Raw genomic sequence first — 24,690 nt, 5'->3', positions numbered from 1 at the left:
TTGTTGCAGCCGAAGGTTGAAACCATGATCAACGCTGCCATAATACCGACCGCTACGTTCCCGAAAATTGTTTCGACGGCTGCTGTGGCAACCCGATCGGCTTCGGCGAACTGAATGCCCCGCCCCAGAATGTCGCTGGCTGTTGGCAAACCTTTCAACGGTAAAAGCGAGAGGTAAGAAACATTGGCCAGAAAATAGATGGTCGTGACAATTAGGGTTCCGAAGAACAGTGCCAGCGGAATGTTTCGGCGCGGGTTTTTGATCTCACCCGCAATAAACGTTACGTTGTTCCAGGCATCGGCCGAGAACAGCGAACCAACCATCGACGTACCAAAGGCTAGTAATAACGCAATTCCTGCTATAGGGACTATTTCGCCGGTTGCCGACGTAGCGCTGGCTTCCCAGGCATTTGTCAGATTTGCGGATAACTGGCCGCTACTCAAGCCAATCGTAATACCGATGACAATCAGGCCCAGCAAGGCAATTAATTTGGCGGAGGTAAATACATTCTGAATCAATTTTCCGCTCTGAATTCCCCGGCTGTTGAGCCAGGTTAGCAGGACTAAACTCGCAATAGCGAACAGCGAACCAAGGGTTATTTTGATTGGTCCCAGCGCCATCAATACGTTATCGGGGCCAAGGGCGGGAATAAAAACGGCGGTATATTTCGTGAACGCTACGGCTACAGCGGCAATCGTCCCCGTCTGAATAACCATAAACACTGTCCAGCCGTAGACGAAGCCCGTCAACTGGCCAAACGCTCGCTGAATGTAAATGTACTGCCCACCCGCTTTGGGCATCATACCGGCCAACTCGCCATAACTCAAAGCAGCCGCTACGGTCAGTACGCCCGTCAGGACCCAGAGCATCAGCAGCCAGCCCGACGATCCCAGGTTGCGGGCCATATCGGCCGTAACAATGAAAACGCCGGAACCAATCATGGAGCCGGAGACGATAAGCGTGGAGTCGAGCAGACTCAGCGATCGATTAAATTCGGTGGGTTCCGTGCCTATATCGGCCGATGGTGCAGCGTTCGATTGATTTTCAGCCATGAAAAAGAAGATATACTGACAAGAAGCGGCCAATTGATTAAAAAAACAAACGGTTGCGCTAAAAAGCCCCTAAATCGGACAGCGCTTAATCGAAACGAATCGGTACGTTTGGCATCATCTAACCTCCATCTCATCGACCGCCAGTTTCGCCGATTTTCCCGGATTCCGTAAGCCAGCGGGAACTTTGCCAGCATTGCGGGCAATGATGCGAACGTAGCGGGCAGTTGTCGATTTGAAATCGAACGGGAGCCGGACAATGGACCGCTTTCCACCTTCCGCTGCGTTGGTTTGTGTGCTTACCATGGGCGTAAACGTTACGTTATCTTCCGAAACCAAAATTTCGACCTGCCTGGGCAAACACACATTTCTAGCGGTGTACTTGAGGAAACCGACGCGAACACTTTCTACGGGTTGCGATGCGCCGAGATCGATTACGACGTTTAAATCTGTTGAGAATGATACAATTCCTGACAATTCGTACCCACCGATGCCACCGGTTGTACCGTCGGTCAGGCTGAAATTCTTATCGGGTCGGGTACTGCCTGGCGCACTCAGCAATGTATACGATTTACCTGTGGCTTTCGATACGAGATACTCTTTCTGCACTTTGAATGGCTGGCTCAACGACTTGCCATTCTCAAACGTAGCGGTTCGGATGATCGCTGATTTTTCCAGAACAAGTGGCTTTTCGTACAAGGGGGACTGACTGGAAGGTACACTGCCATCTGTTGTAAAACGAATTTCCGGAGCTACGGCTGGCTGCGATTTGGTCGAAAGGGTTACCTCCACTTTGCCATCAGTCGTTGGCCTGGCCGACGGAAGTGCATCGTAGAACGTTCGGGCGTAATTAACGTTCAGGTTCGTTAACCGCTCGAAATGCGTTGGAAGCCGGCGGATAAACGTAGTATAATCGCGGTTCGCCTGCGGGGTCCAAACGACTTCCGCCAAAGCGGCTGCTCGTGGCCAGATCATGTATTCGACCTGCTCGGGCGTATCAATGTACTCGGTCCAGAGATTTCCCTGTGCACCTAAAATATGCGTTGCCTGGTCGGGCGTAAGTTCGGCTGGAGTAGGATTGTAGGCGTATACTTTTTCCAGCGGCAATGACCCGCCGAAGGCAGTTGGCTCCTGTGTAGGATCGCCCTGGTAATAGTCGAAGTAACAGAATGGGCTAGGAGTCATGATAACGTCGTGGCGCTGACGAGCAGCTTCAATCCCGCCTTTGATACCCCGCCAGCTCATGACGGTAGCATTGGGCGACAGGCCTCCTTCCAGAATTTCGTCCCAGCCAATAATCCGTCGTCCTTTCGACGTAACAAACTGATCAATGCGTTTGATAATATAGCTCTGCAAACCGTGTTCGTTTTTTAAGTGCAGTCGCTTAATCAATTGCTGGCAGAAAGCACTTTTTCGCCATACCGATTTTGGGCATTCATCGCCCCCAATATGAATGTATTTGCCGGGGAACAGCGCCATCACTTCGGTTAGTACGTCCTGGAGAAACGTAAACGTTTTTTCGGTTGGACAAAAAACATCGCCGAATACACCCCATTTTGTTGCTACGTTATAAGCGTCGCCATTGAGTGAGCGTGGCGAACAGCCTAATTCGGGATAGGCAGCCAGAGCCGCCGTGGCATGACCCGGAAGCTCAATTTCGGGTATTACGTTAATGTGTCTTTCAGCCGCATATTGGACCACCTCCCGAATGTCGTCCTGCGTGTAAAAGCCGCTGTACGGTTTTTTATCAAATACTTGTGGGTCATTATTATCGTAATGCCCAACAATCGTTTCGCTCCGATGCGAACCAATTTGTGTAAGTGTTGGGTATTTTTTGATTTCAATACGCCACCCCTGATCGTCGGTCAGGTGCCAGTGGAACGTATTAAATTTATGCAGCGCCATTACGTCAAGGTACTTTTTGATGAACGCTACGGGAAAGAAATGACGACTTACATCGAGATGCAGGCCCCGGTAAACGTAGCGCGGACGGTCCTCAATTCGACAGGCTGGCAGGCTTAGAGCTTGGGGCACGGGGCTAAGGGGTGTGGAACTTCCAGGTAAAACCCCTATGCTCCCTGCCCTCTGCCCCGAGCCTAATACCGCAGGGGGTAATAACTGATAGAGCGTTTGAACGGCGTAGAAAAAACCCTTCGGATTACGCGCTTCGACCGTAACGAGCTGGTCTGTTACGTCGATTCGGTAGCCTTCATCGCCCAGTGTTGAGTCACGTAACGATTGAAACTGAATCAGATTGCCGGGGGCCGCCGTTTTAGCCGTATTCCTGACCGAAAGCGCCAAACCACTTCGATGATTAATCTGATTCACAAAGGTCTCGACAATTCCTTTTACATCGGGCTCTGCGAACGGTATCATAACCGTTGTTGTACGACTGAGCGTAAACGTCCCGGAACGAGGTTCGAGCTGGGCCGGATAGGGGATAAGTTGGTAGCGGTCGGTGGATTGGGAAAAAGCGGCTGTAACGGGTAGAAGAAAGGAAATCAGTACTATAAAACGCGTAAACATAGGCGAAGCTTAACCGTGGATAATCCGTGTCGATTGAACGAACAAGGGCCAGAAACCGTATAAACAGGACAATAATAAAGCGGTTTAGGCTGAACTAAACCGCTCCCGAAAATCGCTTACCTTGAATGTTAGACCGTCACTTTCTCGTCAGACAGTACTTTCGGGCCCTGTTTGTTGATTTTTGATACGTATGCTTCGCTGGTAATGCCGACCGATAAAAAGGCTTGTTGCATGGCGGCACCAACCTGTTCGGCGGTTTGAGCGTCGCGGCTTAGGGCAAACATCGACGGACCCGATCCTGATATGCTACAGCCCAGAGCGCCGTTTTCTAAAGCGGCCTGTTTGGCTTCGTTAAATTCAGGAATCAAAATAGCGCGCACCGGCTCAATAATTACATCGACCAGCGAGCGGCTAATAAGATCATAGTCAGGTGTCATCAGCCCTGCAATCAAGCCCGCTACGTTGCCCATCTGCGTAATCGTATTCTTCAGCGATACCTCATTCTTGAGAATAAAACGGGCATCTTTTGTATTGACCTCTATGTCGGGGTGAACGAGCGTACAGAATAGATTTGCGGGCGTTTCGATACGTATCACATCCAGCGGCTGATAACTACGTACAACAACAAAGCCGCCCAGCAGGGATGGCGCTACGTTATCAGCATGAGCTGACCCACAGGCAATGCGTTCGCCTTCCATCGCAAACGGCAGCAGCTTCATGAGTGGGAGCGGCCGTCCAAGAAATTCGTTCACGGCAAAAACACCGGCTACGGCACTGGCAGCACTAGAGCCAAGGCCGCTACCCAGTGGCATTTGTTTGTGCAAAACAATGTCCAGCCCAACGTCGGTTCGGTTGATATGCTTCAGGTACGTCTGAATCGCAATGCCTGCCGTATTGCGGGACGCTTCGCGGGGCAAACGACCTTCGTCGCCAAGTATATCGGTAATTCGGACGCCCGGTTCATCGCGAGCAGTCAGAACAATTTGATCGCCGGGTTTATCAACGGCAAAGCCAAAAATATCAAATCCGCAGGCTACGTTGGCAACAGTGGCCGGGGCAAATACAGTAATTGAATTCACGACAGAGAAGGGGGCAACTTTCCCACAAGTTTAGCGATTTTGGGCTGGAAAACCAATGGTAACGCCTTCTGCGTGCTACGTGCATCGGCCAGATATACGCTCCGTTTTTTCGTCATTTGATGGAATTAATCCGCAATCGGACGTAACGAAACGAGCCAGATTCCGAAAAAGGATCTGGCTCGTTTCGTTACGTGTTTATGGCAACTTCTTATCCACCAAACAGATCATTCCAGACACTTTTGGCTTTTTCTTTAGCCGCTTCGATCTGGAGGGCCGCTTCCGCTTTCAGTTCGTCTAGTTTCACCTGCGCGGCAGCTAGCTGCACACTGGCTTCCGCTTTCAGTTCGTCGAACTTATCTTCAGCTACGTCCGACAGTTCGTCGGCTTTGGCGGAAGCCGCAGCAAATGCTGTTTCAGCCTGAGCCTGCAGGTTCGCTAAATTTTCAGCCGTTGCGGCTTTGGCCGCTTCGAAATGCTCCGTTGCTTTGACCTTTAAGCCTTCAATATCGATGTCTCTGCCAAATTCCTGCGCCTGTGCTACCAGCTTATCTTTCATTTCGTCGAGCTGGCTGGCGGCTGCATTCAGGTGTTGACCTGCTTCCGTTCTGAACGTTTCCAGTTTGTCGGCGGCTGTAGCTTTGGCAGCCTGGATATCTTCGGTCGCTTTGATTTTTTCGTTTTCCATTGGATTATTGTGGGTTTGCGTAATGAGCGAAAATTGAGTAGAAACCGTGGAAAAACCAAAAAGAAAGGGAAGAGGGGGTGAAAGAAACGGTAGAAAGGCGAAAAAACGATGCTGCTGGTTGTTTTCTAACCGAGCCGTCGAACAATCAGGTTGTTTACTAACTCAAATAGTCCGGCGGGTTTGAGGGTACGCCAGTTTGCAAGATCGAGCGTACCGCCAAAATTAATGTAATAATCGAGGTGGTACTTTTTCCATTCGCGCTCGATGAATTCCGGCGAATGAATGGCCGCAATCCAGCCATCTTCAATGTCTTCGAACCACTCTTCGTAGTAACTATCGTCAGAGCCGTGGAAGTTGAGAATATTCTCTGCAATCAGCACGTAGTATTTAATATCCTGCTGAATAAGCGGATCGATGACCTGCCGTTTGAGGTACATGATGTCGTTGTGTAACGTATCGTTCCACTCCCCAAAAAGCTCAATCACAACAAACTGGCGGTCGTAGTTATCAAAAAGAATCTTGCAATAAAGGGTTTCGGAGCCGATTTCGTCCCAGAGCGGATGAATGTAATAGCCGTAGATGGTATTTTCGTACTGCTGCATATTATACTCCCGCTCGTAAAAGGGCGACTTCTCATCTTCCGATGCGGTGTAATACTTTTCCCAGCCGTAAAACGGTTCAATGTCCTGCATAATGAATCGAGTGCTTGAGTAAATGAGCTGGTCAGCCTTCGCTTCAGCGACCTGGTCAATCGCTCATTTACTAATAAGTGATAGCATAACGTTCCCGCGCGTACGATTGTTGAATAGGTTTTGGGTATGTTTACGAAATGAAACCTGCCAGCAAAAACATTCTCATTACTGGTGTCTCGACGGGCATTGGCTACGGTGCGGCCCGGCAGTTTATCCGGCAAGGCTACGCTGTATTCGGTAGTGTGCGGAACCAGGTAGATGCCGACCGATTGCAGGCTGAGTTTGGTGAGCGATTTACCCCCTTACTTTTCGACGTAACGGACGCTGAAGCCGTGCAGGCTGCGGCTGGCTGTCTTTCAGAAAAACTAGTAGGCAGTGGGCTGGGAGGCTTAATTAACAACGCCGGTATTGCGATTGGCGGACCTTTGCAATACCAGTCCATGGAAACGATTCAACAACATTTTGACGTCAATGTGCTGGGAGCAATGCGGGTTACGCAGGCATTTTTACCCTTACTGGGCGCTCGCGAAAACTATTCCTTGCAACCGGGTCGAATTCTGAATATCAGCTCGGTCAATGGTCAGGTCGCTACGCCATTTGTGGGCGCTTACGTTGGTTCGAAACATGCGCTTGAGGGCATGTCACACACGCTACGTCGAGAGCTGGCTTTGTTTGGCATCGACGTAATTATTATTGGTCCGGGAGCCGTTAAAACACCCATATGGGGAAAAGGAATAGACGCTGGTCTTTATGAGAAAACCGCGTATTACCCAGCTATACAATGGCTCTTAAAACAGATTGAAGCTGCCGAGGCCAGAGGCTTTTCGATAGACTATCTGGGCGAACGTATCGTCGCTATTTACGAGACAAAGCACCCTAACGTCCGGTATGCGCTGGTGCCTAATAAGTTCACAAGCTGGATAGTACCACGTCTGTTACCAGCCCGGATGCTGGACTGGGCACTAGGGCAACTTAGTGGTTTGAGAGAAAGAAAAAAGTAGAATTTTGTCGTTATGCATTAACTCGCCAGGTTAGCTGAAAAATTATGTTGAAAGCCGCTTTTCAAAAAGACGATACGTTAATAAATGACATAAATGTCGCTAAAAATCAGATAGATACGCTGCATGTCTGGTGGCTTGGGCAAAGCGGGTTTTTGCTGCAATATAATGGTAAACAGTTGCTGTTTGACCCGTATCTGTCGGATTCGCTGAGCCTTAAATATGCCAATACCGATAAGCCGCACGTGCGAATTTCGGAGCGGGTTATTGACCCACAAAAGTTAACCAGTGTCGACGTAGTGACATCCAGTCATAACCACACCGATCATCTGGATGCCGATACGTTACGGCCACTCATGGCCGCAAATCCTGGGTTACAGTTCGTCATCCCCGAAGCCAATCGCGCTTTTATTGCCGACCGGTTAGGTACAGAACCTAATTGGCCCATTGGTCTAACAGACGGGCAAATGACAACCGTCGATACGTTTGTTTTTCATGGCGTACCGGCTGCCCATAACGAACTCGAACGCGACGACGAAGGCCGATGCAAATTCATGGGGTTTGTCGTAGAAATTGGTCCATACACCGTGTATCATTCGGGCGATACGTTATGGTACGACGGTATGGTTGACCTTTTGCGCCCCTTTCATGTCGACGTAGCGTTTTTGCCTATCAACGGAAACAAACCTGAACGGCGCGTTGCGGGCAACCTCAACCCCGACGAAGCCGCCCGGCTCGGTCGTGACATTGGGGCGAAACTCGTTATCCCGCATCATTACGATCTTTTTGAATTTAACACCGCCGATCCGGCCGATTTTGTGCGGGCCTGTGAACAGTACAACACACCCTATCGCGTTATGCAGTTAGGCGAACAGGTAAAGATAAGTCGGTAGAAGTAGCTTACCTATCTCTTTCTTCAACTGACATGACCGGGCAAAATACTATGAAAATCGGGCTTCTTTTCCTGCTGTTTATCACCTCGCCTTTACTGGCGCAGACAGATACGGCCAGACGTAACGTAACGAATTTTAAAATTCAGGTTGTTGATAATCAGATAAATATTGGCTACGGCCTGGCTATTGGCGATGTTGATGGCGATCAGAAACCGGATATTTTACTGGCCGATCAAAAAGAATTTGTCTGGTATAAAAATCCAGGCGATAAAACGTCTGCCTGGAAGCGCTACGTCATGGCGGCTAATCTGACGCCACAGGATAACGTCTGTATTGCGGCTCGTGATCTGGATGGCGACGGACGCGTTGAGGTGGCCGTTGGCGCTGGCTGGAATCCGGCCGAAACAAACGACAGTACGAAATCAGGGGCTGTGTTTTATCTGATACGTCCGCAGGACCCAACACAAAAGTGGGAACCCGTACGGCTGCCGCATGAAGTAACGACGCACCGAATGCGCTGGGCGAAAGTGGGGAAAGACTCGTATCAGTTAATTGTGGTACCGCTGCATGGGTTAGGAAATAAAAACGGGGAGGGGCGAGGGGTCAGAATCTGGGGTTATGAGTTTCCCAAAAATCCGCGTACTACCTGGAAACGCTACCTTGTCGATTCGACTATGCACCTGACGCATAATCTCGAAATCTGGGAAGATGGCAATACCACCGGTTTGATCGTTGCCGGAAAGGAAGGCGGCAATATCTTCGAATGGCGTAAGAAGAAGTGGCGCGTTTATGACGACGAAGTTGCCCGCAATGCCTTACCGCTGCTTACGAAAGACGTGACCGGTATTGGCGAAATCCGGCGGATGGACAACGGCAAACGTATCGCTACGATTCAGCCGATGCACGGGAATCTGCTTCAGGTAGAAACCGGCTACTATTCGTTTCGGAAACCGCGCCAGTTGGTAACCGATAAGGAGATAGACGTACTGACAGATGTATTTAATCAGGGACACGCGCTGGTTTGCGGTGATTTTCTGGGGCTGGGTAGCGATCAGATCATAGCTGGCTGGCGTAATCCGAATGCCGATAAAAAAGTTGGCGTGCGCTTATACAAGCCTGGCGAAGATAGTAATGTGCAGGGATATGCGCTGGATGATAGCGTCCGGATGGCCTGTGAAGATCTGCAGGCGGCCGACCTTGATGGCGACGGGGATCTGGACGTAATTGCGTCGGGCCGGGCTACGCTGAACGTATTGATCTACTGGAATGGTCTGAAACCGTAATGTTTCAGACCCCTAAATCCCCTCAGGACCCGGCCGCGCCCGGCTTTAGAGAGTTTTCAAAGTTATTGATGTTGTACTTGCCCGGCTAACGAACGTAGCGCCGAAGCTAATCCTTCCAATCGGGGGGCTATATCGCCTTCCGAGCCCATCCGGGTGCTAAACTCAACCGTCTGCGTAGCCAGCGTATTCAACAAATCACTCAGTTCACCACCATTTATCTGATCGCTTTCCAGCTGCGTTTTGACCTGTTCCAGCGTATTGGTAATATCTGTAGCGTTTTCGGCCTGACGCAGTTGCGCCAGCCATTGATCAATCACACCCTTGCCACTCTGCGGGGTTTCATTCGTAAGATCTCCCTCCAGCACAGTCATGGTGGAGTCGAGCAATTCAGTAGATTTTTCGTGATTCAACATATCAAAGCTGACTGGTAAAATTACGTAGTGCGTTTGCTAACTGCTTCAATTGCTGCGCAGTCGTGTCGCCAACAGAAGGTTCGTGAGAGAGAGAAAGTGTGTGGCTAGCCATGCTGAGTAGCAGATGCCGGATCTTCTCACTATCGTAATGGCCTGTTTTCAGGTGATCACGCAGCGCTTCCACCTCCGCCAGAATTCGTTCAGCACCCACATCGCCAGGTAGGGCATTCATCCAGCCTTCCAGCAGTAAAATTCCCTGCTCGACGGGGAGGTTCATATGATGCCCATCGCCCAAGGCCCCCAACGTATCGTTGAGCATGCGATGTTCCAGTGTAGTTTCAGTTCCTTCCATGGTATACGTAGTGAATTAAGCTTTTGCGGATAGTTGCACTAACCTGATCCGCAAAAGCAGGTTTATTGTTTACTTCCGAAATTTCGCAGAATCTTCGACAGACTTTCGAGCCCACCTGTCCAGGTACCTTCGGAGTTTGGATCTTCGGCTACCTGCTGTGCTTTATCGGCCAGGCTCGTCATCAAGTCCTGAATGTATTGGTCGTCCGGTTGGGCTGCCTGCAAAGCCGTACGGAGTTCGCCGAGTTGCCCCGTAAGCTGATCCAGATTAGGGTCGCCCTGGAGCGCCTGGAGCCAGCCATCAATTAGCATAACTCCCTGCGCGGGCGAAATAGCAGCCTTATCATTATTGCGGAACGTAGTGAGGGTGTCATTCAGCATCCCTTCTTCCAAACGGTTCGATCCTAACATAGTGACACGTTCTCAACAACAGTTCGAACAGACGAGTCTGTTGCCGTTGATATATGGTTAAATTATTTATGGTCAATGACTTGCAGGCCAGCCAGCATACGTAGTGTCATGGCTAGATTCTCCAACTGGTTAACGGTCTGCTCCTGCATACCGCTACCCTGCGCTACCTGTGAGGTATATTCGGCCAGGCTGAACAGTAGTTCCTGAACGCGGTCGGGATCGGGCTGGTTGAGCTTTAGTTGATCACGCAGCTCTTTTAGCTTACCCTCAATCTGTTTGGTCCGCTCGTTGCCTTCAATTACTTCTAACCAGCCGTCAATCAGCTCGACCCGATTGGGCGAGGATCTTGAAATGGCATTATTTTCGTCGATAAGACTGGCTGTTTGTTCAAATAGCCGCTGGTCTAGTGCATGAGAAGCCATAGTTTTAAAAGTTTATGATAGGGCAGGCATGTTTTCGCTTATGAGCGGCTCTTACCTATCAGGGGTTGTTGTTATCGAATAACCCGGCCATACGGCGGTTTGTTTAAGACAAAAAATTGGGGTAGAACCCTAAACAGAAAGCAATTCGTGTGGTAGAGAGAATTTTTTCCCTACGATACGAATTGCTCCTCTAACCGTTAGTTAATACTGCGATCGGCCACCCGATTGGGTCGTCGATGTATCGCCCGTGCCACCCGAAACACCCGGTCCGCCAATCCGCGACGTGTCCGATCTGGACAATTCCGATTCTGAAGAGTAGCTCGAATCTCCCGTATCATCGTCAGACGAACGATCTTTTTGGGGGCCGCCATCGCTACCTGTCGTATCATCCATGTCGACATCATCTGGGGTGCTGTTGCTGATTATTCCGCCGTTACGTCCCGATAGATCGTCTCCGCTGGTCCCGAATGGAGACGCACCTACGCCACTGTTGGATGATTCGCCCCCAACGGTGCTGGTCATAGGAGCCTGCCCGCCAGTTTTTGCCGGACCGGATTCCCCATTTACCTGCTGGCTAAAACCATCCAAGGCTTCGGATAACGTAGTGATTTGGGGCTTGTCGTCCGCGTCAGCCGAGTTGGCGAGCTGCTTTACCTGATTGCTTAAGTCGCCCAGTAATTGCTGAATGTGCGCACCATCTAACTGTCCGCTTTGCAATTCGGATCTTAGCTCGCTGAGGGTGCTGTTGACGGAATTGTCAGTTTGGGCGTCGGAATGAAGAAAGTTGAGCCAGCTGTCGATAAGCGAGAGCCCATCCGTTGGCGAAATGCTGGTTACGTCTTCGTTAAACGCTTTGACGGTGATATTTACAAGATTGGCGGCATGATCATTGATGGCCATACGTATCAGAATTTTAAGTTATTTTAGTTGGCTAACAGCCTGACGATGCAGGTTTTCCAGTACGGCAATTAATTGAGATAGTTCGATCTGCTCGGCACTGGCTTCGACAGAATCGGCTACGTTACGTGTCTGTTCGATCAGTTCCTGTAGCAGGTCAGCGATGTGTTGATTATCGATCCGGTTATAGCGTTGCGCCGTGTCGATTTCGGGCCGTAGTCGTTCCAGCGTCTCAGCAATATCGTCGGTTGCGTCATCACCTACTTCTTCGAGTCGGTTCAGCCATTTGTCAATCAACGACAACCCATCCGCAGCTGTCGTTGTATTAATACTGCCATCGAGCGTATTCACCGTTTCGTCGATGAGCGAAATCTGGTTTTGATCTTTTGCAATCATTATCGGGTTTGTTGAAAAAGTTAGTTGTTGTCATTCAATACATATGTCTCATCAAGCATTAGGCGTAGCTGCTTAAACGTTGATGATCGCGAATGGCTGCTACATGACAACCCCAGACTGTTTACCTTTGAATCAGTTAGTTTTGAAAAAGAACTGACTCACCCGATGTTTGTTTTTAGGAAACCTTTGTTTTCCCGCTAATACCCAGAATAGTATGGATGCGACCCGTTTACAGCCTGAACTAACGTATCAGTTTGCCCGTAGTGGGGGAGCAGGCGGTCAGAACGTGAATAAAGTAGCGACGAAAGCCGAACTACGTTTCAACGTTCGTACGTCAACGCTACTCACTGATGATGAACGGGCTATCCTTGAGGAAAAACTGGCCAACAAACTCACGACCGAAGGCGAATTGGTACTTACGCACCAGACGGAGCGCACGCAACTGGCTAATAAAGAGAAAGTAACAAAGAAGTTCTATCGTATTATCGAAAAAGCGTTTGAGAAGCCAAAACCCCGCAAAGCAACCAAACCTTCCAAAGCCTCGGTAGAGGAACGTATCGCCGGGAAAAAACGTAAAAGTGATGTCAAAGCAGCCAGAAAGAAAGTAGATTTTTAGCATTAGCTTTTCTTAAAAGCGCATTAGTTATAGCCATTGCCTTACTATGTCTGCCGCAGGCCAGCCATTTATAAAAATTAGTGATACTATACTTATTCAATCCCGGCGAAATCGAATTATAGGAATATACTATCGACTGAGATAGTGGCGATCTTTTTAATCCATTTAGCTGTTACGTTCCATTAAAGAGCAGGACTTTGAGGTTACTCATCAGTCCGGATGAGTAACCTGGCAACCGTTCGTTAAAAGCTAACCATTACCGTATGTTTCGAATTATACAACCCGTTGATAAACAATGGATACCAATACTGATGAACGTAAAGAGACTGATCTGTCGCCCAAGTTCAGGTTGTCTTTCAAGCCGTTTATAAACTACCTGGAAAGTCGATTAAGTGATGATGAATGCTCGGCAGGAATGACCCATCTGCAGGAGCTGCGGGATTATTTGACCCATAAAGCAAACGCTGTTTTTCTGATAAAGGATCATCCCGAACAGGGCTATGACCCCGAACGTTTATCCGAGCTGTTTCAGCTGATTACGTTTAGTGTGTTGCCCCTGACGAAGTTTGATCAGGACATTCCCTATGCGTTCGGACTGCCCGAACCACTGCAACTACTCCACTATTCTCCTGCCTTCGAACGGTTGATGACCCGACACCCGGGATTATTTCCTATGGATATGAAGGTAGAAGTCGATCCGAACGAAAAGCTGCGCTTCGCGTATCGGATGATTCTGACAAACTGCTACGGTATCCAGATAATCAGGAAGCAAACGTTTCTACCTTTTCAGAAAGAAATTAACGGCCTGACAACGTATTACCGGATTAATGTCGATAGCACCTTCATGGTACCCAGACCCCGCTACGAATTGCCACCACTCGATCCTGCCTGGGTTGATTTCGTGAATGGCGTTCATAAAAGCATCAACGACGTACCGAATCCGCTGCCAATTGACGATTTTATCGTTGAAGGGTTTGCCTTCTTTATGATTGAGGATATTACAGAAACGGAAACCGTACAGCAGCTGCGCGAAACGTTTGCACATTTACAGTCTGATCCAGAGCCGGTTATCTACAATCGATTTGAACGGACGCTACGTAACCTGGGCGGCCAGGCCGATCTGCAGATCGGAATCATGCCATTTCTGCAGGTAAACGGTCGTTACGCACATTATCCGGATTTTGCAGCCCGCAGCGTTTTCCTGAAATACTCAGGTTTATACCCTGACTCTGTTGATGAACCTGCGCTGGAGCGCATCATCAATTACATTGGCCGATATGGAAAGCCTACCATAACGCCAGACCTAACCCAGGCTACGGGTAGTCATTTACGGGCACTTTATAAAAATGGACTACGTAGCTTTCTGTTTTACCCGATTCGAATGGGCAATCAGTTGCTGGGCCTTCTGGAAATGGCAAGTCCTTACCCGAATGGGCTTAATGAAGAGGTTTTACAGAAATTCGAACCCGTAATTCCACTGGTGCAGGAACTCCTTCTGTACCAACGAAGCCAATTCAATGCTGCGCTTGACCGGATGATTAAACAGCAGTTTACCAACCTGCAACCGGCCGTGGAGTGGAAGTTCAACGAAGCCGCCTGGCTTGCGCTGCTTGGCAAAAAGAAGCAGTCGCAGGCCGATCTGGTTCGATTTTCGAAGGTGTATCCCATTTATGGTGCAATCGACATTCGGAACTCGTCCGTGGAGCGGCATAAAGCGGTTCAGTGGGATTTATCGCAACAGTTGGATGCGCTTAAGGTAATTCTTAATTGTCCGGTCATGCCCGATGAATTGCTGATGCCGGAACTGTTACTGGACAAGGTAAAACACTGGCAGGAGCGCCTGACTTTTGGACTCGATTCGGACGATGAAGCGGAAATCACACTTTTCCTGACGGGTGAAATTCAGCCGTATCTGCAGCATCTGCAAAGCAATCATACCGAGTTTGCATCATCCATCCAGCAGTATTTTGACCAGCTTGACGAAACAACCGGGCAATTCAAACAAGCCCTACAGGCCTACGAACGTAGCGTACACTGGCTCAACACGACCGTGAAAGAATATATCGGGCAGGCTGATGAAAAGCTTCAGCGCATCTTTCCGCACTATGCCGAAACGTTTCGGACAGATGGGCTGGAATATACGCTCTATGTAGGCCAGACCATTGCGCCACAGCAGATTTTTGAGCCAAACCACCTGCAACAATTTTACGCCTGGCAGTTGTCGTCGATGGTCGATATTGCCCGGCTCACGCACCGATTACGGCCTCACCTGCCACTTCCTTTGCAAACAACCCAGCTAGTTTTGGCTCATTCACAGCCTGTTGACATCAATTTTCGACAGGATGAGCATCGCTTCGACGTAGAAGGATCATATAGCATTCGGTACGAAGTCGTCAAGAAACGTATCGACAAAGCCTGCATTCTGAATACGCACGAACGACTTACTCAGCCCGGCACGATTGCGCTGGTATATGCCAATCATCAGGATGTGGCGCCTTACCTCCCGCTGATCGAAACCATGCGTGATCAGCAGCAAATCCAACCGACCGTTGATCAGGTAGAATTGGAGCCTTTGCAAGGCGTAGTGGGCCTCAAAGCGCTACGATTACACATTACATTCGATCAATAAAGAGCTGCCTTATATGGGTCATTCATTACCTTCCTGCCGAAACTTACTACGTACCATTTATTGCCTGATTCTGCTTTTCCTGACTACTGAGCTTTGGGCGCAGGCGCCGATGGACTCGGTTATGCACCGGCTTATTCTGATCGGCGATGCTGGCCGTTTGTATCACGGAAAAAATCCAGTTGTCGATGCGGTGCAGGCGCGATACGATTTCAATGACCCACGTACTACGTTGCTCTACCTTGGCGACAATGTGTACCCGCACGGACTGGAAGATGAAAACCACCGGGATTACGATTCGCTAACGGCTATTCTGCGGTATCAGGCCCGGCCTGGACTGGCCCGGCCAGGAATTGGTAAGAAATCGAACGTATTGTTTATTCCGGGCAACCACGATTGGGGAAAAGGACATCCTGATGGCTGGGAGAAAATCAAGCGACAGGGCCAATGGCTCGATAGTCTGAAGGCGCCTAACATTCGACTTTTGCCAGCGGGCGGCTGCCCCGGTCCGGAAGAAATTCACCTGGATAACAAGCTGGTACTGATTATTATTGATACGCAATGGTGGCTTCATCCGTACGATAAGCCCGGTCTGGATTCGGATTGCGCCTGTAAAAACCAGGACGAAGTGATTGCCCGTTTGTCGGATATCGTATCGCGGAATAAAGACAAGGGTATTATTCTGGCAACGCACCAGCCGTTTCGGAGCTACGGTATTCATGGCGGCTATTACACCCTCAAGCAGCACATTTTTCCGCTGACCGACATGAATGACAAATTGTACATTCCGTTGCCGGTAATCGGGTCGCTGTATCCGCTGGTGCGGGGTGTGTTTGGCAACATTCAGGATTTGCCAAATCCACTGTACAAAGCAATGGTTCAGGCACTTGAAAAAGCCGTTGCCCCCGCACCGAACGTAACGTTTGTATCAGGACACGATCATGCGCTCCAGCATATTGTCGATGGCGGCCGCCACTACATTGTGAGCGGATCGGGTATTAATCGAGAGCGGGTTAAAAATGGTAAAAACGCACGATTTGTCAGCGGTGAGTGGGGATACGTTGTGCTGGATCATTTGACGAATGGTCGTGTCAACGCTACGTTCTATACCGTCGATGAAAACGCTACGGCGACTCAGGCGCACGCGGCTAATATATTTACGATTTCCTCCACCACCGATTCCATAAAAACAGGGTTACGTCGGCCCATCTGGCCCGATCAGGTTCGGCTGGCTATTGCACCCGCTTACGATACCGTGAGTCGATTGCACCGGTTTCTGTTCGGCGAAAACTACCGTCGCGAATGGACGGCGCCTGTTTCTCTGCCTGTTTTTGACATAACCCGCACCAAAGGCGGTTTTAAAATTCTTCAGCGCGGTGGCGGGCAACAAACCAAATCACTACGTCTGGCCGATGCGACTGGGCGTGAGTGGGTGCTACGTACCATCCAGAAAGATCCGGCCAAAGCCATTCCCTCGTATCTGCGTCAAACGGTGGCCAGCGATATTTTACAGGATGAGATTTCGGCTGCCTATCCGTTTGCGCCCCTGGCCGTTCCGACGCTGGCATCGGCGAGTGGCGTTCCGCACGCCAATCCCGCGATTATGTACGTACCCGATGATCCGGCATTAGGTATTTATCAGCCTGATTTTGGTAATACTGTTTGCCTGCTGGAAGAACGTAGCCCCGGTGATAGTAAGTCAATTAGTACGCCAAAAGTACTGGATGCGCTGGAAGACGATAATGATAATCGCGTCGATCAGCGGGCTGCGCTTCGGGCGCGTTTGCTGGATTTGTTTATGGGCGACTGGGATCGTCACGAAGATCAATGGCGCTGGGGTAGCCGAAAAACCAAAGGCGGCAAAGAGTTTTACCCGATTCCCCGCGACCGGGATCAGGTTTTCTTCCGAACAACGGGCGTTTTACCAGCCATTGCCTCGCTACCCTGGATACAGCCGAAGCTGCAGGGATTTCGAGCCAGCGAGCCGAACGTGAATGGGTTTATGTTCAATGGCCGGTATTTTGATCGACTATTTCTGGCCGGTTTAAGCAGCGAAGACTGGCTGGAAGAGATTAACACGCTTAGAGCCGCCATGACAGACGACGTACTGCAACGCGCCGTTCAGCAATTGCCCGATACGATTCAGCAACTGTCAGGCAAACAAATTCTGGAAACGCTGAAAGCCCGTCGGGAGTGGTTATTTCAGGGCGCCATGAGGTACTACCGTTTTCTGGCTAAATCAGTCGATATACCCGGCTCCGATAAAACGGAATCCTTTCAGGTCGATTATCTGGATGAGGACCACGTAGCGGTTACGGTTTTTAAAATTACCAAAGAAGGCAAACCCGCTCAGCGATTGTATTACCGCGTATTTGACGCATCCGATACCGACGAAATCCGGTTGTATGGGCGTAAAGGGGATGATCAGTTTGTGGTCAAAGGTGATCAGATCGACGATCTGAAAATCCGGCTGATTGGCGGTCGGGGAGCCGATACGTTCATCCTGAATACGCAGCATAGCCGACCCGGTAAAATGATAATTTACGACTTGTCGACCGAAGCTAACGTATTTCCTAAGCCGGGCCTCGCTACGTTACGTACCTCAACCGATAAATCCATCAATCAGTATGATCCTCATGCGTTTAAGTACGACCGACTGGCGCCTATTGCAACAGCGGGCTATAATCTGGACGATGGAATAATTCTGGGCGCTGGTTTGCAATGGACTAAGCAGGGTTTTCGGAAGTCGCCGTACAAGTTTATGCACCGGCTGATGATTTCGCATTCGCTGGCTACCAACGCTACGGCATTTAAATACGACGGAATTTTTACGGATGTTATCGGCAAAAACGATTTGTGGATCAACGCCTTCATTAAAGCGCCGGACAACGTAACGAACTTTTTCGGGCCGGGCAACGAGAGCGTTTATGACCAGTCGCAGCGAATTCGCTATTACCGGACACGATATAATCTGGCGAACGTAGCGGTACAATTGAAACGACAGATGGGCGAGCATCTGCAATTCTCGCTCGGGCCGATTTTTCAGTATTTTAAACTGGATCTTCGCGACAACCAGGGCCGCTTTATCGAGCGCTATCTGAACGAACTACCGGCGCAGGAGCGCTTTCTTCGGGAAGAAGGCTACGGCGGCTTACAGGCTGGTCTGCTGATCGATACACGTAACAACGCCGTTCAGCCAGCGCGGGGCATTTACTGGAACACTACGTTGCTTGGGCTACAAGGCTTTGCCGAACAGGGCAACCAGATGACGCAGCTACGTACCGATCTGACTACGTATATAAGTTTCAGTCGGGCGGCCCGGTTCGTGCTGGTCAACCGGATTGGGGGAGGACTTACGTACGGCAATCCGGCTTTTTATCAATTGCTTTATCTGGGCGGACATGACAACCTGCGCGGTTTTCGAACGTATCGGTTTGCGGGAGAGAGTATGGTTTACCACAACCTGGAAGCGCGGCTAAAGTTGTTTGATTTCAGATCGTATCTGTTTCCGGGAAGCGTAGGGCTAATGGCGTTCAATGATCTGGGGCGTGTGTGGAGCCGGGGCGAATCGTCGGAGCGTTGGCACGATGGCTACGGAGCAGGGCTTTACGTATCGCCCGCCAGCTTACTCGTTGTAACGGCATCGGTTGCGTTTTCCGACGAAAGCACGCTGCCCTATGTTTCGCTTGGCTATCGGTTTTAAGCGATTTATTCCGGTACTTTAATGGCGTAACTGACTCAATTCCTATCCTCATGTCTGACGTATTGATTGCCCAAATCAAATCCTACGTTGTTCAGCTATTTAACGAACATCCTAAATCCGAGCTAACGTATCATACATTGATGCATACCGAGGGCGTCGTTCAGATGGCGGAAAAACTGGCCCACCATTACGAATTGGTGAAAAGTCAGCGTCTGGTTGTGCTGGCGGCCGCCTGGTTTCATGACGTCGGCTATCTGTTAGGGCCGAAGCAGGAGCACGAAGAACGAGGGGCCGAAGAAGCAGCTACGTTTCTGAAAACACAGTCGGTTTCGCCTGATTTGATCCACCAGGTGCAGCAGTGCATCCGTGCGACGAAACTCCCGCAAACGCCCGCAAATTTGCTGGAAGAAATCGTGTGCGACGCCGACCTATCGCACCTGGGCAGCGATACGTATAAGGAACAAACCAAACTGTTACGTAAAGAAGTCGAGCAACTGACCGGACGCGAGATTTCGGGCAGCGATTGGCGGCAGGGGAATATTAACTTCCTGAGTTCGCATCAGTACTTTACGCCTTATGCCCAAAAGCACCTCAACAAGGGCAAGGAAGCAAACCTTGACCAGCTCAGGCAGAAAGATGCCGAAAAGAAAGAGAAACAGGTGGCTGCCCCTATTGACACACCGGTTCCTGATTTGACGAATCCCGAACCCGTTAACACAGATTCTTTACCAGAGTCTACCACTACGTTCCCTTTTTTGCCGGAGAAGAAAAAAAAGAAAGACAAAGATGATAAGCCCGAACGAGGAATCGAGACGATGTTTCGGACCACCTCAACGAATCATTTGCGGCTGAGTGAGATAGCGGACAGTAAGGCCAATATCATGATTTCGGTCAATTCCATTATGGTATCGGTTGTGGTGTCAATTCTGGCGCCACGTATCGAAAATCATCCGCATTTGATGCTACCAACGGCTATTTTTATCGTTACGGCCCTTCTGACCATTATTTTCTCGGTGCTGGCCACGCGCCCGAACGTAACGCAGGGCCGGTTCACGAAAGAAGATATTCAGAACAAAAAAGCCAATTTGCTGTTCTTCGGCAATTTCTACAACATGACGCTGGACGACTACGATCAGGGCGTAAAAGCTATGATGGCGGACAGCGATTTTCTGTACAGCAGCATGACGCGCGACATTTACTTTCTGGGCGTTGTGCTGAGTAAAAAATATAAGTTGCTACGTGTCTCCTACAACATCTTTATGTTTGGCTTTGTGGTATCGGTCTTTGCCTTCATACTGGCTTTTCTTATCTATGAAAAGTAAAAAGGGCCTATTCTTGTTCTTCCATTGCCAATAACACTCTGTGGCGTAGTGCTTTTTTTTATGATACAAATCTCCCGACGTTTTTCCTGGTTTTTAATTAGTGCTGTTACGTTCGTTACACTTGGTTTTTTGTGCAGCAGCTGGGTTGAAAAACCAGCGCCAGCTACACCGAATGTTGTCCTGTTTTTTATGGATGATATGGGTTATGGCGATTTATCGGTTACAGGGGCGCTGGATTACACGACGCCTAATCTGGATCGACTGGCTGCTGAGGGTTCCCGTTTCTCGAATTTTCTGGTCGCGCAGGCGGTTTGCAGCGCATCGCGGGCAGCTCTGCTTACGGGTTGTTATCCAAATCGGCTGGGTATTTCGGGCGCGCTGGGACCAAATTCGCCAATTGGCCTGAATCCGAATGAGGAAACGTTGGCGGAACTGCTAAAAGAGAAAGGATACACTACCGGAATCTTCGGGAAATGGCATTTAGGCGATAAGCAACCATTTTTACCTTTGCAGCAGGGCTTTGATGAATACTATGGCGTACCGTATTCGCATGATATGTGGCCGCTGCACCCGACTGGTACATATCCACCCCTTCATTGGATTGATGGAAATGAAAACCGGCAGGAAATCAAAAATTTAGAAGACGCCAGCCGCATTACGTCGACGGTGACGGAGAAGGCCGTCTCGTTTATCCGGAAGAATAAAAACAAGCCCTTCTTTTTGTACGTACCACATCCGCTGCCGCACGTACCGCTGGCCGTTTCGGCTACGTTCAAAGGCAAAACAGCTCGTGGTCTTTTTGGCGACGTAATAACGGAATTAGACTGGTCGGTGGGTCAGATTATGAGTGAACTGAAACAGCAGAAGCTGGATAAAAACACGCTGGTTATTTTCATCAGTGATAACGGTCCCTGGCTGAACTATGGCGATCATGCGGGCTCAACGGGCGGTTTTCGGGAAGGAAAAGGTACGTCGTTTGAAGGTGGTCACCGGGTTCCGTGTCTGGTACGCTGGCCGGGTGTGGTGCCCGCCGGTCGGGTTAGCAACAAGCTGCTGACCACGATGGATATTCTGCCAACCGTGGCGAAAATCTGTGGTGCTCGGTTGCCAAAACAACGGATTGATGGCATTGACTGGCTTACGCTGCTGAAAGGTGATGATACGGTTACGCCCCGCGATCATTTCTACTATTATTACCGTAAAAGCAGCCTGGAAGCGGTTCGGCAGGGCGACTGGAAGTTAGTATTCGCGCATCCCAGCCGGACATATGAAGGCTTTTTGCCCGGTCAGAATGGGAAGCCAGGTGCTACTGATGAAAAACATGAAGTTCCGAAGGCGCTGTACGATTTACGGCGCGATCCGGGCGAGCGGTATAACGTACTGGAGCAACGCCCTGACGTAGTGACCCAACTGGAAAAACTAGCCGAAGAAGCGAGAGCCGATCTGGGAGATGATCTTCAGAAACGTACCGGAACCAACATTCGCGAACCGGGAAGAATCAATCAATGATACGTATTACGTAATCCAAGGCTCGTATTACAAAAGCAACTACGTGGAGCAAGGCAAAATAGAGGATGAGTGTGGAATAGTTATTTATAGCGTTCCATAAAGAGAGAAAACGGCCATAGCAGAGCAGCCGCGATGGCTTTGTTCCAGTTCGGTTTGGCCGGATTTGCTCTGAGTGCCTTTAAGCAATACCAGACCAATACGATTCCAGCTATAATCCACGCGATTGCCATGGCTTTGTGAGTTAAACTGTTTTCGAATACGTAGTAAAATTCAATAACACTAAACGGAATACTGTTGTTAGTGTTCCACGGCTACAATCAATTCTTTAAGCAATGTCTGCTTTGATTCTGCCTTTTACTACGTCGTTAAGAAAGGCTTTTATTGGCGCTGTCAGGCGCTTTACTGCTAATAATAAATCGTTATGATTCATCGTCTTTGCTTGTTATCTGCGTGAATATAATAAAGCGTACGCTAACTGCCAGATACCCAGTTGGCAATGGCGGGACCCCAATAAAGCGTAGTGAAATAATACGTTCCCAGTATCAGAAATCCCGTTGCAAATAGTAGTATGAGCGAGGCTGATATTCGAAGAATAGGAGAGGCTTGATACGTATTGGCCCGGATATACGCTTCAACGACCAGCAGGTTGGGAATGTAGAAGAAAAAGAACATCAGCTTATCGAACGGCCCACTAAACGCTTTGGTATGACCAAGCCCATCCGTCAGGGCAAACCAAAACCCGTAATCCATACGGTACAGCCAGGAACCGATTGCCAGCGCATACAAACGTAACGCCCAGATACGGTGCGTCTCCAGATTTCGGGCAACGGCGGTACGATACGTTTGCACAGCGGCTACAAACATCAGGATGCCGTAGAGCGCAAATCCGATATTCATGGCGATACCACCAATTGTTCCTTTGATCGCAATGAACGTCAGGCCGCCGACAGCCGCCAGCAGACACGCCAGAACGTACAAACGCCCAATCCAGCGGTGCAAAGCTGGAAAACGAAGTCTGACCGTATCAATTAACTGAATACTTCCGAGAATAAGGATGATGCCACCTGCCGCAAAATGAAGCCCTATGCCGCCCGTTGCTGTGGTCGTATTCGACTCATAAAGCCGGGGCAAAACCTGATTCCAACGGCCCATATTGTCTTCGTAAAAAGCAGAAGCGTAGAAGGCCAGGATGTATAAACCGAACAAACCGGCGCTGATCCAAACGGTAGTCGTCAGCAAAAAGCCAGACCAACGTAGCGTTTGCTGACTCAGTCTGGTTATGGGCTTATGAGCCGCCGTTTGTGGAAGGGTATCGCTTACATCATTGATCATAGAGAGGACCGGTTGCAATTCAACAAATTAACGAATACGTTAGCCGAATCTACTTTCCGTTTAATAAAAAGAAATCCCCTATCGATCAGGTCAATAAGGGATTGAAATCAGTATGTCGAAGTGGTATTAGTTGAGCGCAATTTCTGCCGTCTTGCCTTTTTCGACAGCTTTCATAACCCGGAAAAAATTGCCGCCCCAGATTTTCTCAATGTCTTTTTTTGAATAACCCCGGCGCAGAAACTCGACCGTAAAGTTTTCGTACTGGCTCACGTCGAAACAGTCGGCCAGAGCGCCACCTCCGTCGAAATCGGCACCCATACCGACGTGATCAATCCCAATCAGTTTAACAATGTGATCGATATGATCAACGGCGTCTTTTACCGTAGCGAGCTGAACGGGATATTTTTTGTTGATTTCCATGAACTCGTCCCGCAGCTTTTTCTGATCCTCTTCCGAGAGTTTACTCATGGCACCCATCATTGACCGACGATCTTTAACCCCCCACTTTTCCATCATAGATTTCTGAGCTGCTTCACGCTCCGGACTGGGCGGAATAGTTTTGACGTAATCGCTCAGTAGATTTAATTGAACGACGCCCCCGTTTTTCGCCAGGGCACGTAGCATATCGTCGGTCAGGTTTCGGGGATGATCGCAAATCGCTTTGGCTCCCGAATGAGAGGCAATGATGGGCACTTTCGATAAACGTACTACATCGTAAAACGTCGAATCTGATACGTGTGATACGTCGATCATCATGCCCAGCCGGTTCATCTCGGCAACCACTTGCTCACCCAGTGGGCTCAATCCCTGATATTCGGCCCCTTTCGGATCGGTCGAGGAATCGCAGATGTCGTTGTTGCTCGAATGGCAGAGCGTCATGTAGCGGGCGCCTTTGTCATAAAACTGCTTCAGCAACGTAACGTCGTGGCCCATTGGATAGCCGTTTTCAACCCCGATGAAAATAACTCGCTTGCCCGTTTTGCTGATCTGATACGCTTCTTCAGGCGTTGTGGCGAGGGCGGCTTCAGAAGCTGTCTTTTTAAGTGTACCGTCAATGGCGTCGAAAATGCTCATCGCTTTCTTCTTCGCCGTTTCGTGGCCTTCCGGTGTGCGTGGTCCCTGCCCTAAATACACAGCCCAGAAAATAGCATCCAGTCCGCCCTTACGCATACGCGGATAATCGACTTTGCTATTGGTGGTACGTGGGTCGTTGTCTTTCGTTACGTCGAAATTTCCGCGCGACAGCAACATGGGTGTATCAGCGTGGGTATCGATCGTGAACGCTTTTTCGTGAATCTTGTGTGCTTTTTTAAGTAGTGCCTTATCTTCCTGCGCCGAAGCTGACAGGAACGTAGTAGAAGCCAGACAGGCCAGCAGGGAGGTAGAGAATCTGTTTTTCATAAAGATTAGTGGAAACGTAGCGCGGACGACCCGTCGTCCGCCCAAACATTCTTAATTATCCTACCACACTTTGAGTTTAAATTAGT

General features: G+C 49.5%; 22 protein-coding genes. 8 read left to right on the top strand and 14 right to left on the bottom strand.

The window, feature by feature from the left end; genetic code table 11:
- The 5 genes from ACOJS8_RS06915 to ACOJS8_RS06895 all read right to left on the bottom strand — a co-directional run.
- The coding region (locus ACOJS8_RS06915) for an amino acid permease (RefSeq protein WP_420147807.1) at nt 1–1,052 on the bottom strand (1,052 nt) is incomplete at its 3' end.
- A 114-nt stretch (nt 1,053–1,166) separates the two neighbouring features.
- Nucleotides 1,167–3,575, bottom strand: a complete 2,409-nt coding sequence (locus ACOJS8_RS06910) for a family 20 glycosylhydrolase (RefSeq protein ID WP_420147806.1) — start codon at nt 3,573–3,575, stop codon at nt 1,167–1,169.
- Between the two features lie 128 nt (nt 3,576–3,703).
- Complete coding sequence (locus ACOJS8_RS06905) at nt 3,704–4,654, bottom strand: homoserine kinase (protein ID WP_420147805.1); 951 nt, start codon at nt 4,652–4,654, stop codon at nt 3,704–3,706.
- A gap of 208 nt (nt 4,655–4,862) precedes the next feature.
- Nucleotides 4,863–5,339: a hypothetical protein gene (locus tag ACOJS8_RS06900; RefSeq protein WP_420147804.1), complete on the bottom strand. Its 477-nt coding sequence runs from the start codon at nt 5,337–5,339 to the stop codon at nt 4,863–4,865.
- A gap of 125 nt (nt 5,340–5,464) precedes the next feature.
- On the bottom strand, nt 5,465–6,031 hold the full coding sequence (locus tag ACOJS8_RS06895) for a hypothetical protein (RefSeq protein WP_420147803.1): 567 nt from the start codon (nt 6,029–6,031) through the stop codon (nt 5,465–5,467).
- A gap of 137 nt (nt 6,032–6,168) precedes the next feature.
- Between ACOJS8_RS06895 and ACOJS8_RS06890 the strand changes: the two genes are divergently transcribed.
- The 3 genes from ACOJS8_RS06890 to ACOJS8_RS06880 are packed head-to-tail and all read left to right on the top strand — an operon-like array spanning nt 6,169 to nt 9,205.
- A complete protein-coding gene (locus ACOJS8_RS06890; protein WP_420147802.1) occupies nt 6,169–7,032 on the top strand; it encodes an SDR family NAD(P)-dependent oxidoreductase in 864 nt (287 codons plus the stop codon).
- Nucleotides 7,033–7,076: 44 nt separating this feature from the next.
- A complete protein-coding gene (locus ACOJS8_RS06885; protein ID WP_420147801.1) occupies nt 7,077–7,922 on the top strand; it encodes an MBL fold metallo-hydrolase in 846 nt (281 codons plus the stop codon).
- Nucleotides 7,923–7,972: 50 nt separating this feature from the next.
- Nucleotides 7,973–9,205 (top strand): FG-GAP repeat domain-containing protein, encoded by a 1,233-nt coding sequence (locus ACOJS8_RS06880; RefSeq protein WP_420147800.1) that lies wholly within the window; start codon nt 7,973–7,975, stop codon nt 9,203–9,205.
- 62 nt (nt 9,206–9,267) lie between these two features.
- Here the strand turns inward: ACOJS8_RS06880 and ACOJS8_RS06875 are convergent, their stop codons facing one another.
- The 6 genes from ACOJS8_RS06875 to ACOJS8_RS06850 all read right to left on the bottom strand — a co-directional run bounded on the left by ACOJS8_RS06875 (nt 9,268) and on the right by ACOJS8_RS06850 (nt 12,095).
- Nucleotides 9,268–9,618, bottom strand: a complete 351-nt coding sequence (locus tag ACOJS8_RS06875; protein ID WP_420147799.1) for a hypothetical protein — start codon at nt 9,616–9,618, stop codon at nt 9,268–9,270.
- Between the two features lies 1 nt (nt 9,619).
- Nucleotides 9,620–9,970 (bottom strand): hypothetical protein, encoded by a 351-nt coding sequence (locus tag ACOJS8_RS06870; RefSeq protein WP_420147798.1) that lies wholly within the window; start codon nt 9,968–9,970, stop codon nt 9,620–9,622.
- Nucleotides 9,971–10,032: 62 nt separating this feature from the next.
- Nucleotides 10,033–10,380 (bottom strand): hypothetical protein, encoded by a 348-nt coding sequence (locus ACOJS8_RS06865; protein ID WP_420147797.1) that lies wholly within the window; start codon nt 10,378–10,380, stop codon nt 10,033–10,035.
- A gap of 62 nt (nt 10,381–10,442) precedes the next feature.
- Nucleotides 10,443–10,802 (bottom strand): hypothetical protein, encoded by a 360-nt coding sequence (locus tag ACOJS8_RS06860; protein WP_420147796.1) that lies wholly within the window; start codon nt 10,800–10,802, stop codon nt 10,443–10,445.
- 201 nt (nt 10,803–11,003) lie between these two features.
- Complete coding sequence (locus tag ACOJS8_RS06855) at nt 11,004–11,702, bottom strand: hypothetical protein (RefSeq protein ID WP_420147795.1); 699 nt, start codon at nt 11,700–11,702, stop codon at nt 11,004–11,006.
- Between the two features lie 18 nt (nt 11,703–11,720).
- Nucleotides 11,721–12,095 (bottom strand): hypothetical protein, encoded by a 375-nt coding sequence (locus tag ACOJS8_RS06850; RefSeq protein ID WP_420147794.1) that lies wholly within the window; start codon nt 12,093–12,095, stop codon nt 11,721–11,723.
- A gap of 214 nt (nt 12,096–12,309) precedes the next feature.
- On the opposite strand from ACOJS8_RS06850, the gene arfB reads away from it, so the two are divergent.
- From arfB to ACOJS8_RS06825, 5 genes are all read left to right on the top strand, one after another.
- Nucleotides 12,310–12,711: an alternative ribosome rescue aminoacyl-tRNA hydrolase ArfB gene (gene arfB / locus ACOJS8_RS06845; protein WP_420147793.1), complete on the top strand. Its 402-nt coding sequence runs from the start codon at nt 12,310–12,312 to the stop codon at nt 12,709–12,711.
- Nucleotides 12,712–13,006: 295 nt separating this feature from the next.
- Nucleotides 13,007–15,340: a hypothetical protein gene (locus ACOJS8_RS06840; RefSeq protein ID WP_420147792.1), complete on the top strand. Its 2,334-nt coding sequence runs from the start codon at nt 13,007–13,009 to the stop codon at nt 15,338–15,340.
- A gap of 13 nt (nt 15,341–15,353) precedes the next feature.
- A complete protein-coding gene (locus tag ACOJS8_RS06835) occupies nt 15,354–19,040 on the top strand; it encodes a BamA/TamA family outer membrane protein (protein WP_420147791.1) in 3,687 nt (1,228 codons plus the stop codon).
- Nucleotides 19,041–19,090: 50 nt separating this feature from the next.
- Nucleotides 19,091–20,362, top strand: coding sequence for a Pycsar system effector family protein (locus ACOJS8_RS06830; protein ID WP_420147790.1), 1,272 nt, complete (start codon nt 19,091–19,093; stop codon nt 20,360–20,362).
- Between the two features lie 60 nt (nt 20,363–20,422).
- On the top strand, nt 20,423–21,871 hold the full coding sequence (locus ACOJS8_RS06825; RefSeq protein ID WP_420147789.1) for a sulfatase: 1,449 nt from the start codon (nt 20,423–20,425) through the stop codon (nt 21,869–21,871).
- An 80-nt stretch (nt 21,872–21,951) separates the two neighbouring features.
- On the opposite strand, the gene ACOJS8_RS06820 is transcribed toward ACOJS8_RS06825, so the two are convergent.
- The 3 genes from ACOJS8_RS06820 to ACOJS8_RS06810 form a co-directional block, all read right to left on the bottom strand.
- On the bottom strand, nt 21,952–22,101 hold the full coding sequence (locus ACOJS8_RS06820; RefSeq protein WP_420147788.1) for a hypothetical protein: 150 nt from the start codon (nt 22,099–22,101) through the stop codon (nt 21,952–21,954).
- A gap of 241 nt (nt 22,102–22,342) precedes the next feature.
- Nucleotides 22,343–23,203 (bottom strand): DUF2306 domain-containing protein, encoded by an 861-nt coding sequence (locus tag ACOJS8_RS06815; RefSeq protein WP_420147787.1) that lies wholly within the window; start codon nt 23,201–23,203, stop codon nt 22,343–22,345.
- Nucleotides 23,204–23,329: 126 nt separating this feature from the next.
- Nucleotides 23,330–24,604: a dipeptidase gene (locus ACOJS8_RS06810; protein ID WP_420147786.1), complete on the bottom strand. Its 1,275-nt coding sequence runs from the start codon at nt 24,602–24,604 to the stop codon at nt 23,330–23,332.
- Nucleotides 24,605–24,690: the final 86 nt, after the last annotated feature.

Origin of the sequence: Spirosoma sp., from assembly GCF_048594605.1 — a bacterium.
Classification (GTDB): Bacteria; Bacteroidota; Bacteroidia; order Cytophagales; family Spirosomataceae; genus Spirosoma.
The sequence above is the reverse complement of the archived record's forward strand: the minus strand, read 5'-3'. Positions and strand labels throughout refer to the sequence as shown.

What these genes read in the sequence shown, in the direction of transcription:
- ACOJS8_RS06870 (WP_420147798.1), bottom strand. Translation starts at nt 9,970, where the DNA reads ATGGAAGGAACTGAAACTACACTGGAACATCGCATGCTCAACGATACG.
- ACOJS8_RS06840 (WP_420147792.1), top strand. Translation starts at nt 13,007, where the DNA reads ATGGATACCAATACTGATGAACGTAAAGAGACTGATCTGTCGCCCAAG.
- ACOJS8_RS06890 (WP_420147802.1), top strand. Translation starts at nt 6,169, where the DNA reads ATGAAACCTGCCAGCAAAAACATTCTCATTACTGGTGTCTCGACGGGC.
- ACOJS8_RS06910 (WP_420147806.1), bottom strand. Translation starts at nt 3,575, where the DNA reads ATGTTTACGCGTTTTATAGTACTGATTTCCTTTCTTCTACCCGTTACA.
- arfB (WP_420147793.1), top strand. Translation starts at nt 12,310, where the DNA reads ATGGATGCGACCCGTTTACAGCCTGAACTAACGTATCAGTTTGCCCGT.
- ACOJS8_RS06885 (WP_420147801.1), top strand. Translation starts at nt 7,077, where the DNA reads ATGTTGAAAGCCGCTTTTCAAAAAGACGATACGTTAATAAATGACATA.
- ACOJS8_RS06810 (WP_420147786.1), bottom strand. Translation starts at nt 24,604, where the DNA reads ATGAAAAACAGATTCTCTACCTCCCTGCTGGCCTGTCTGGCTTCTACT.
- ACOJS8_RS06895 (WP_420147803.1), bottom strand. Translation starts at nt 6,031, where the DNA reads ATGCAGGACATTGAACCGTTTTACGGCTGGGAAAAGTATTACACCGCA.
- ACOJS8_RS06865 (WP_420147797.1), bottom strand. Translation starts at nt 10,380, where the DNA reads ATGTTAGGATCGAACCGTTTGGAAGAAGGGATGCTGAATGACACCCTC.
- ACOJS8_RS06825 (WP_420147789.1), top strand. Translation starts at nt 20,423, where the DNA reads ATGATACAAATCTCCCGACGTTTTTCCTGGTTTTTAATTAGTGCTGTT.
- ACOJS8_RS06820 (WP_420147788.1), bottom strand. Translation starts at nt 22,101, where the DNA reads ATGGCAATCGCGTGGATTATAGCTGGAATCGTATTGGTCTGGTATTGC.
- ACOJS8_RS06875 (WP_420147799.1), bottom strand. Translation starts at nt 9,618, where the DNA reads ATGTTGAATCACGAAAAATCTACTGAATTGCTCGACTCCACCATGACT.
- ACOJS8_RS06900 (WP_420147804.1), bottom strand. Translation starts at nt 5,339, where the DNA reads ATGGAAAACGAAAAAATCAAAGCGACCGAAGATATCCAGGCTGCCAAA.
- ACOJS8_RS06855 (WP_420147795.1), bottom strand. Translation starts at nt 11,702, where the DNA reads ATGGCCATCAATGATCATGCCGCCAATCTTGTAAATATCACCGTCAAA.
- ACOJS8_RS06860 (WP_420147796.1), bottom strand. Translation starts at nt 10,802, where the DNA reads ATGGCTTCTCATGCACTAGACCAGCGGCTATTTGAACAAACAGCCAGT.
- ACOJS8_RS06850 (WP_420147794.1), bottom strand. Translation starts at nt 12,095, where the DNA reads ATGATTGCAAAAGATCAAAACCAGATTTCGCTCATCGACGAAACGGTG.
- ACOJS8_RS06880 (WP_420147800.1), top strand. Translation starts at nt 7,973, where the DNA reads ATGAAAATCGGGCTTCTTTTCCTGCTGTTTATCACCTCGCCTTTACTG.
- ACOJS8_RS06815 (WP_420147787.1), bottom strand. Translation starts at nt 23,203, where the DNA reads ATGATCAATGATGTAAGCGATACCCTTCCACAAACGGCGGCTCATAAG.
- ACOJS8_RS06830 (WP_420147790.1), top strand. Translation starts at nt 19,091, where the DNA reads ATGTCTGACGTATTGATTGCCCAAATCAAATCCTACGTTGTTCAGCTA.
- ACOJS8_RS06835 (WP_420147791.1), top strand. Translation starts at nt 15,354, where the DNA reads ATGGGTCATTCATTACCTTCCTGCCGAAACTTACTACGTACCATTTAT.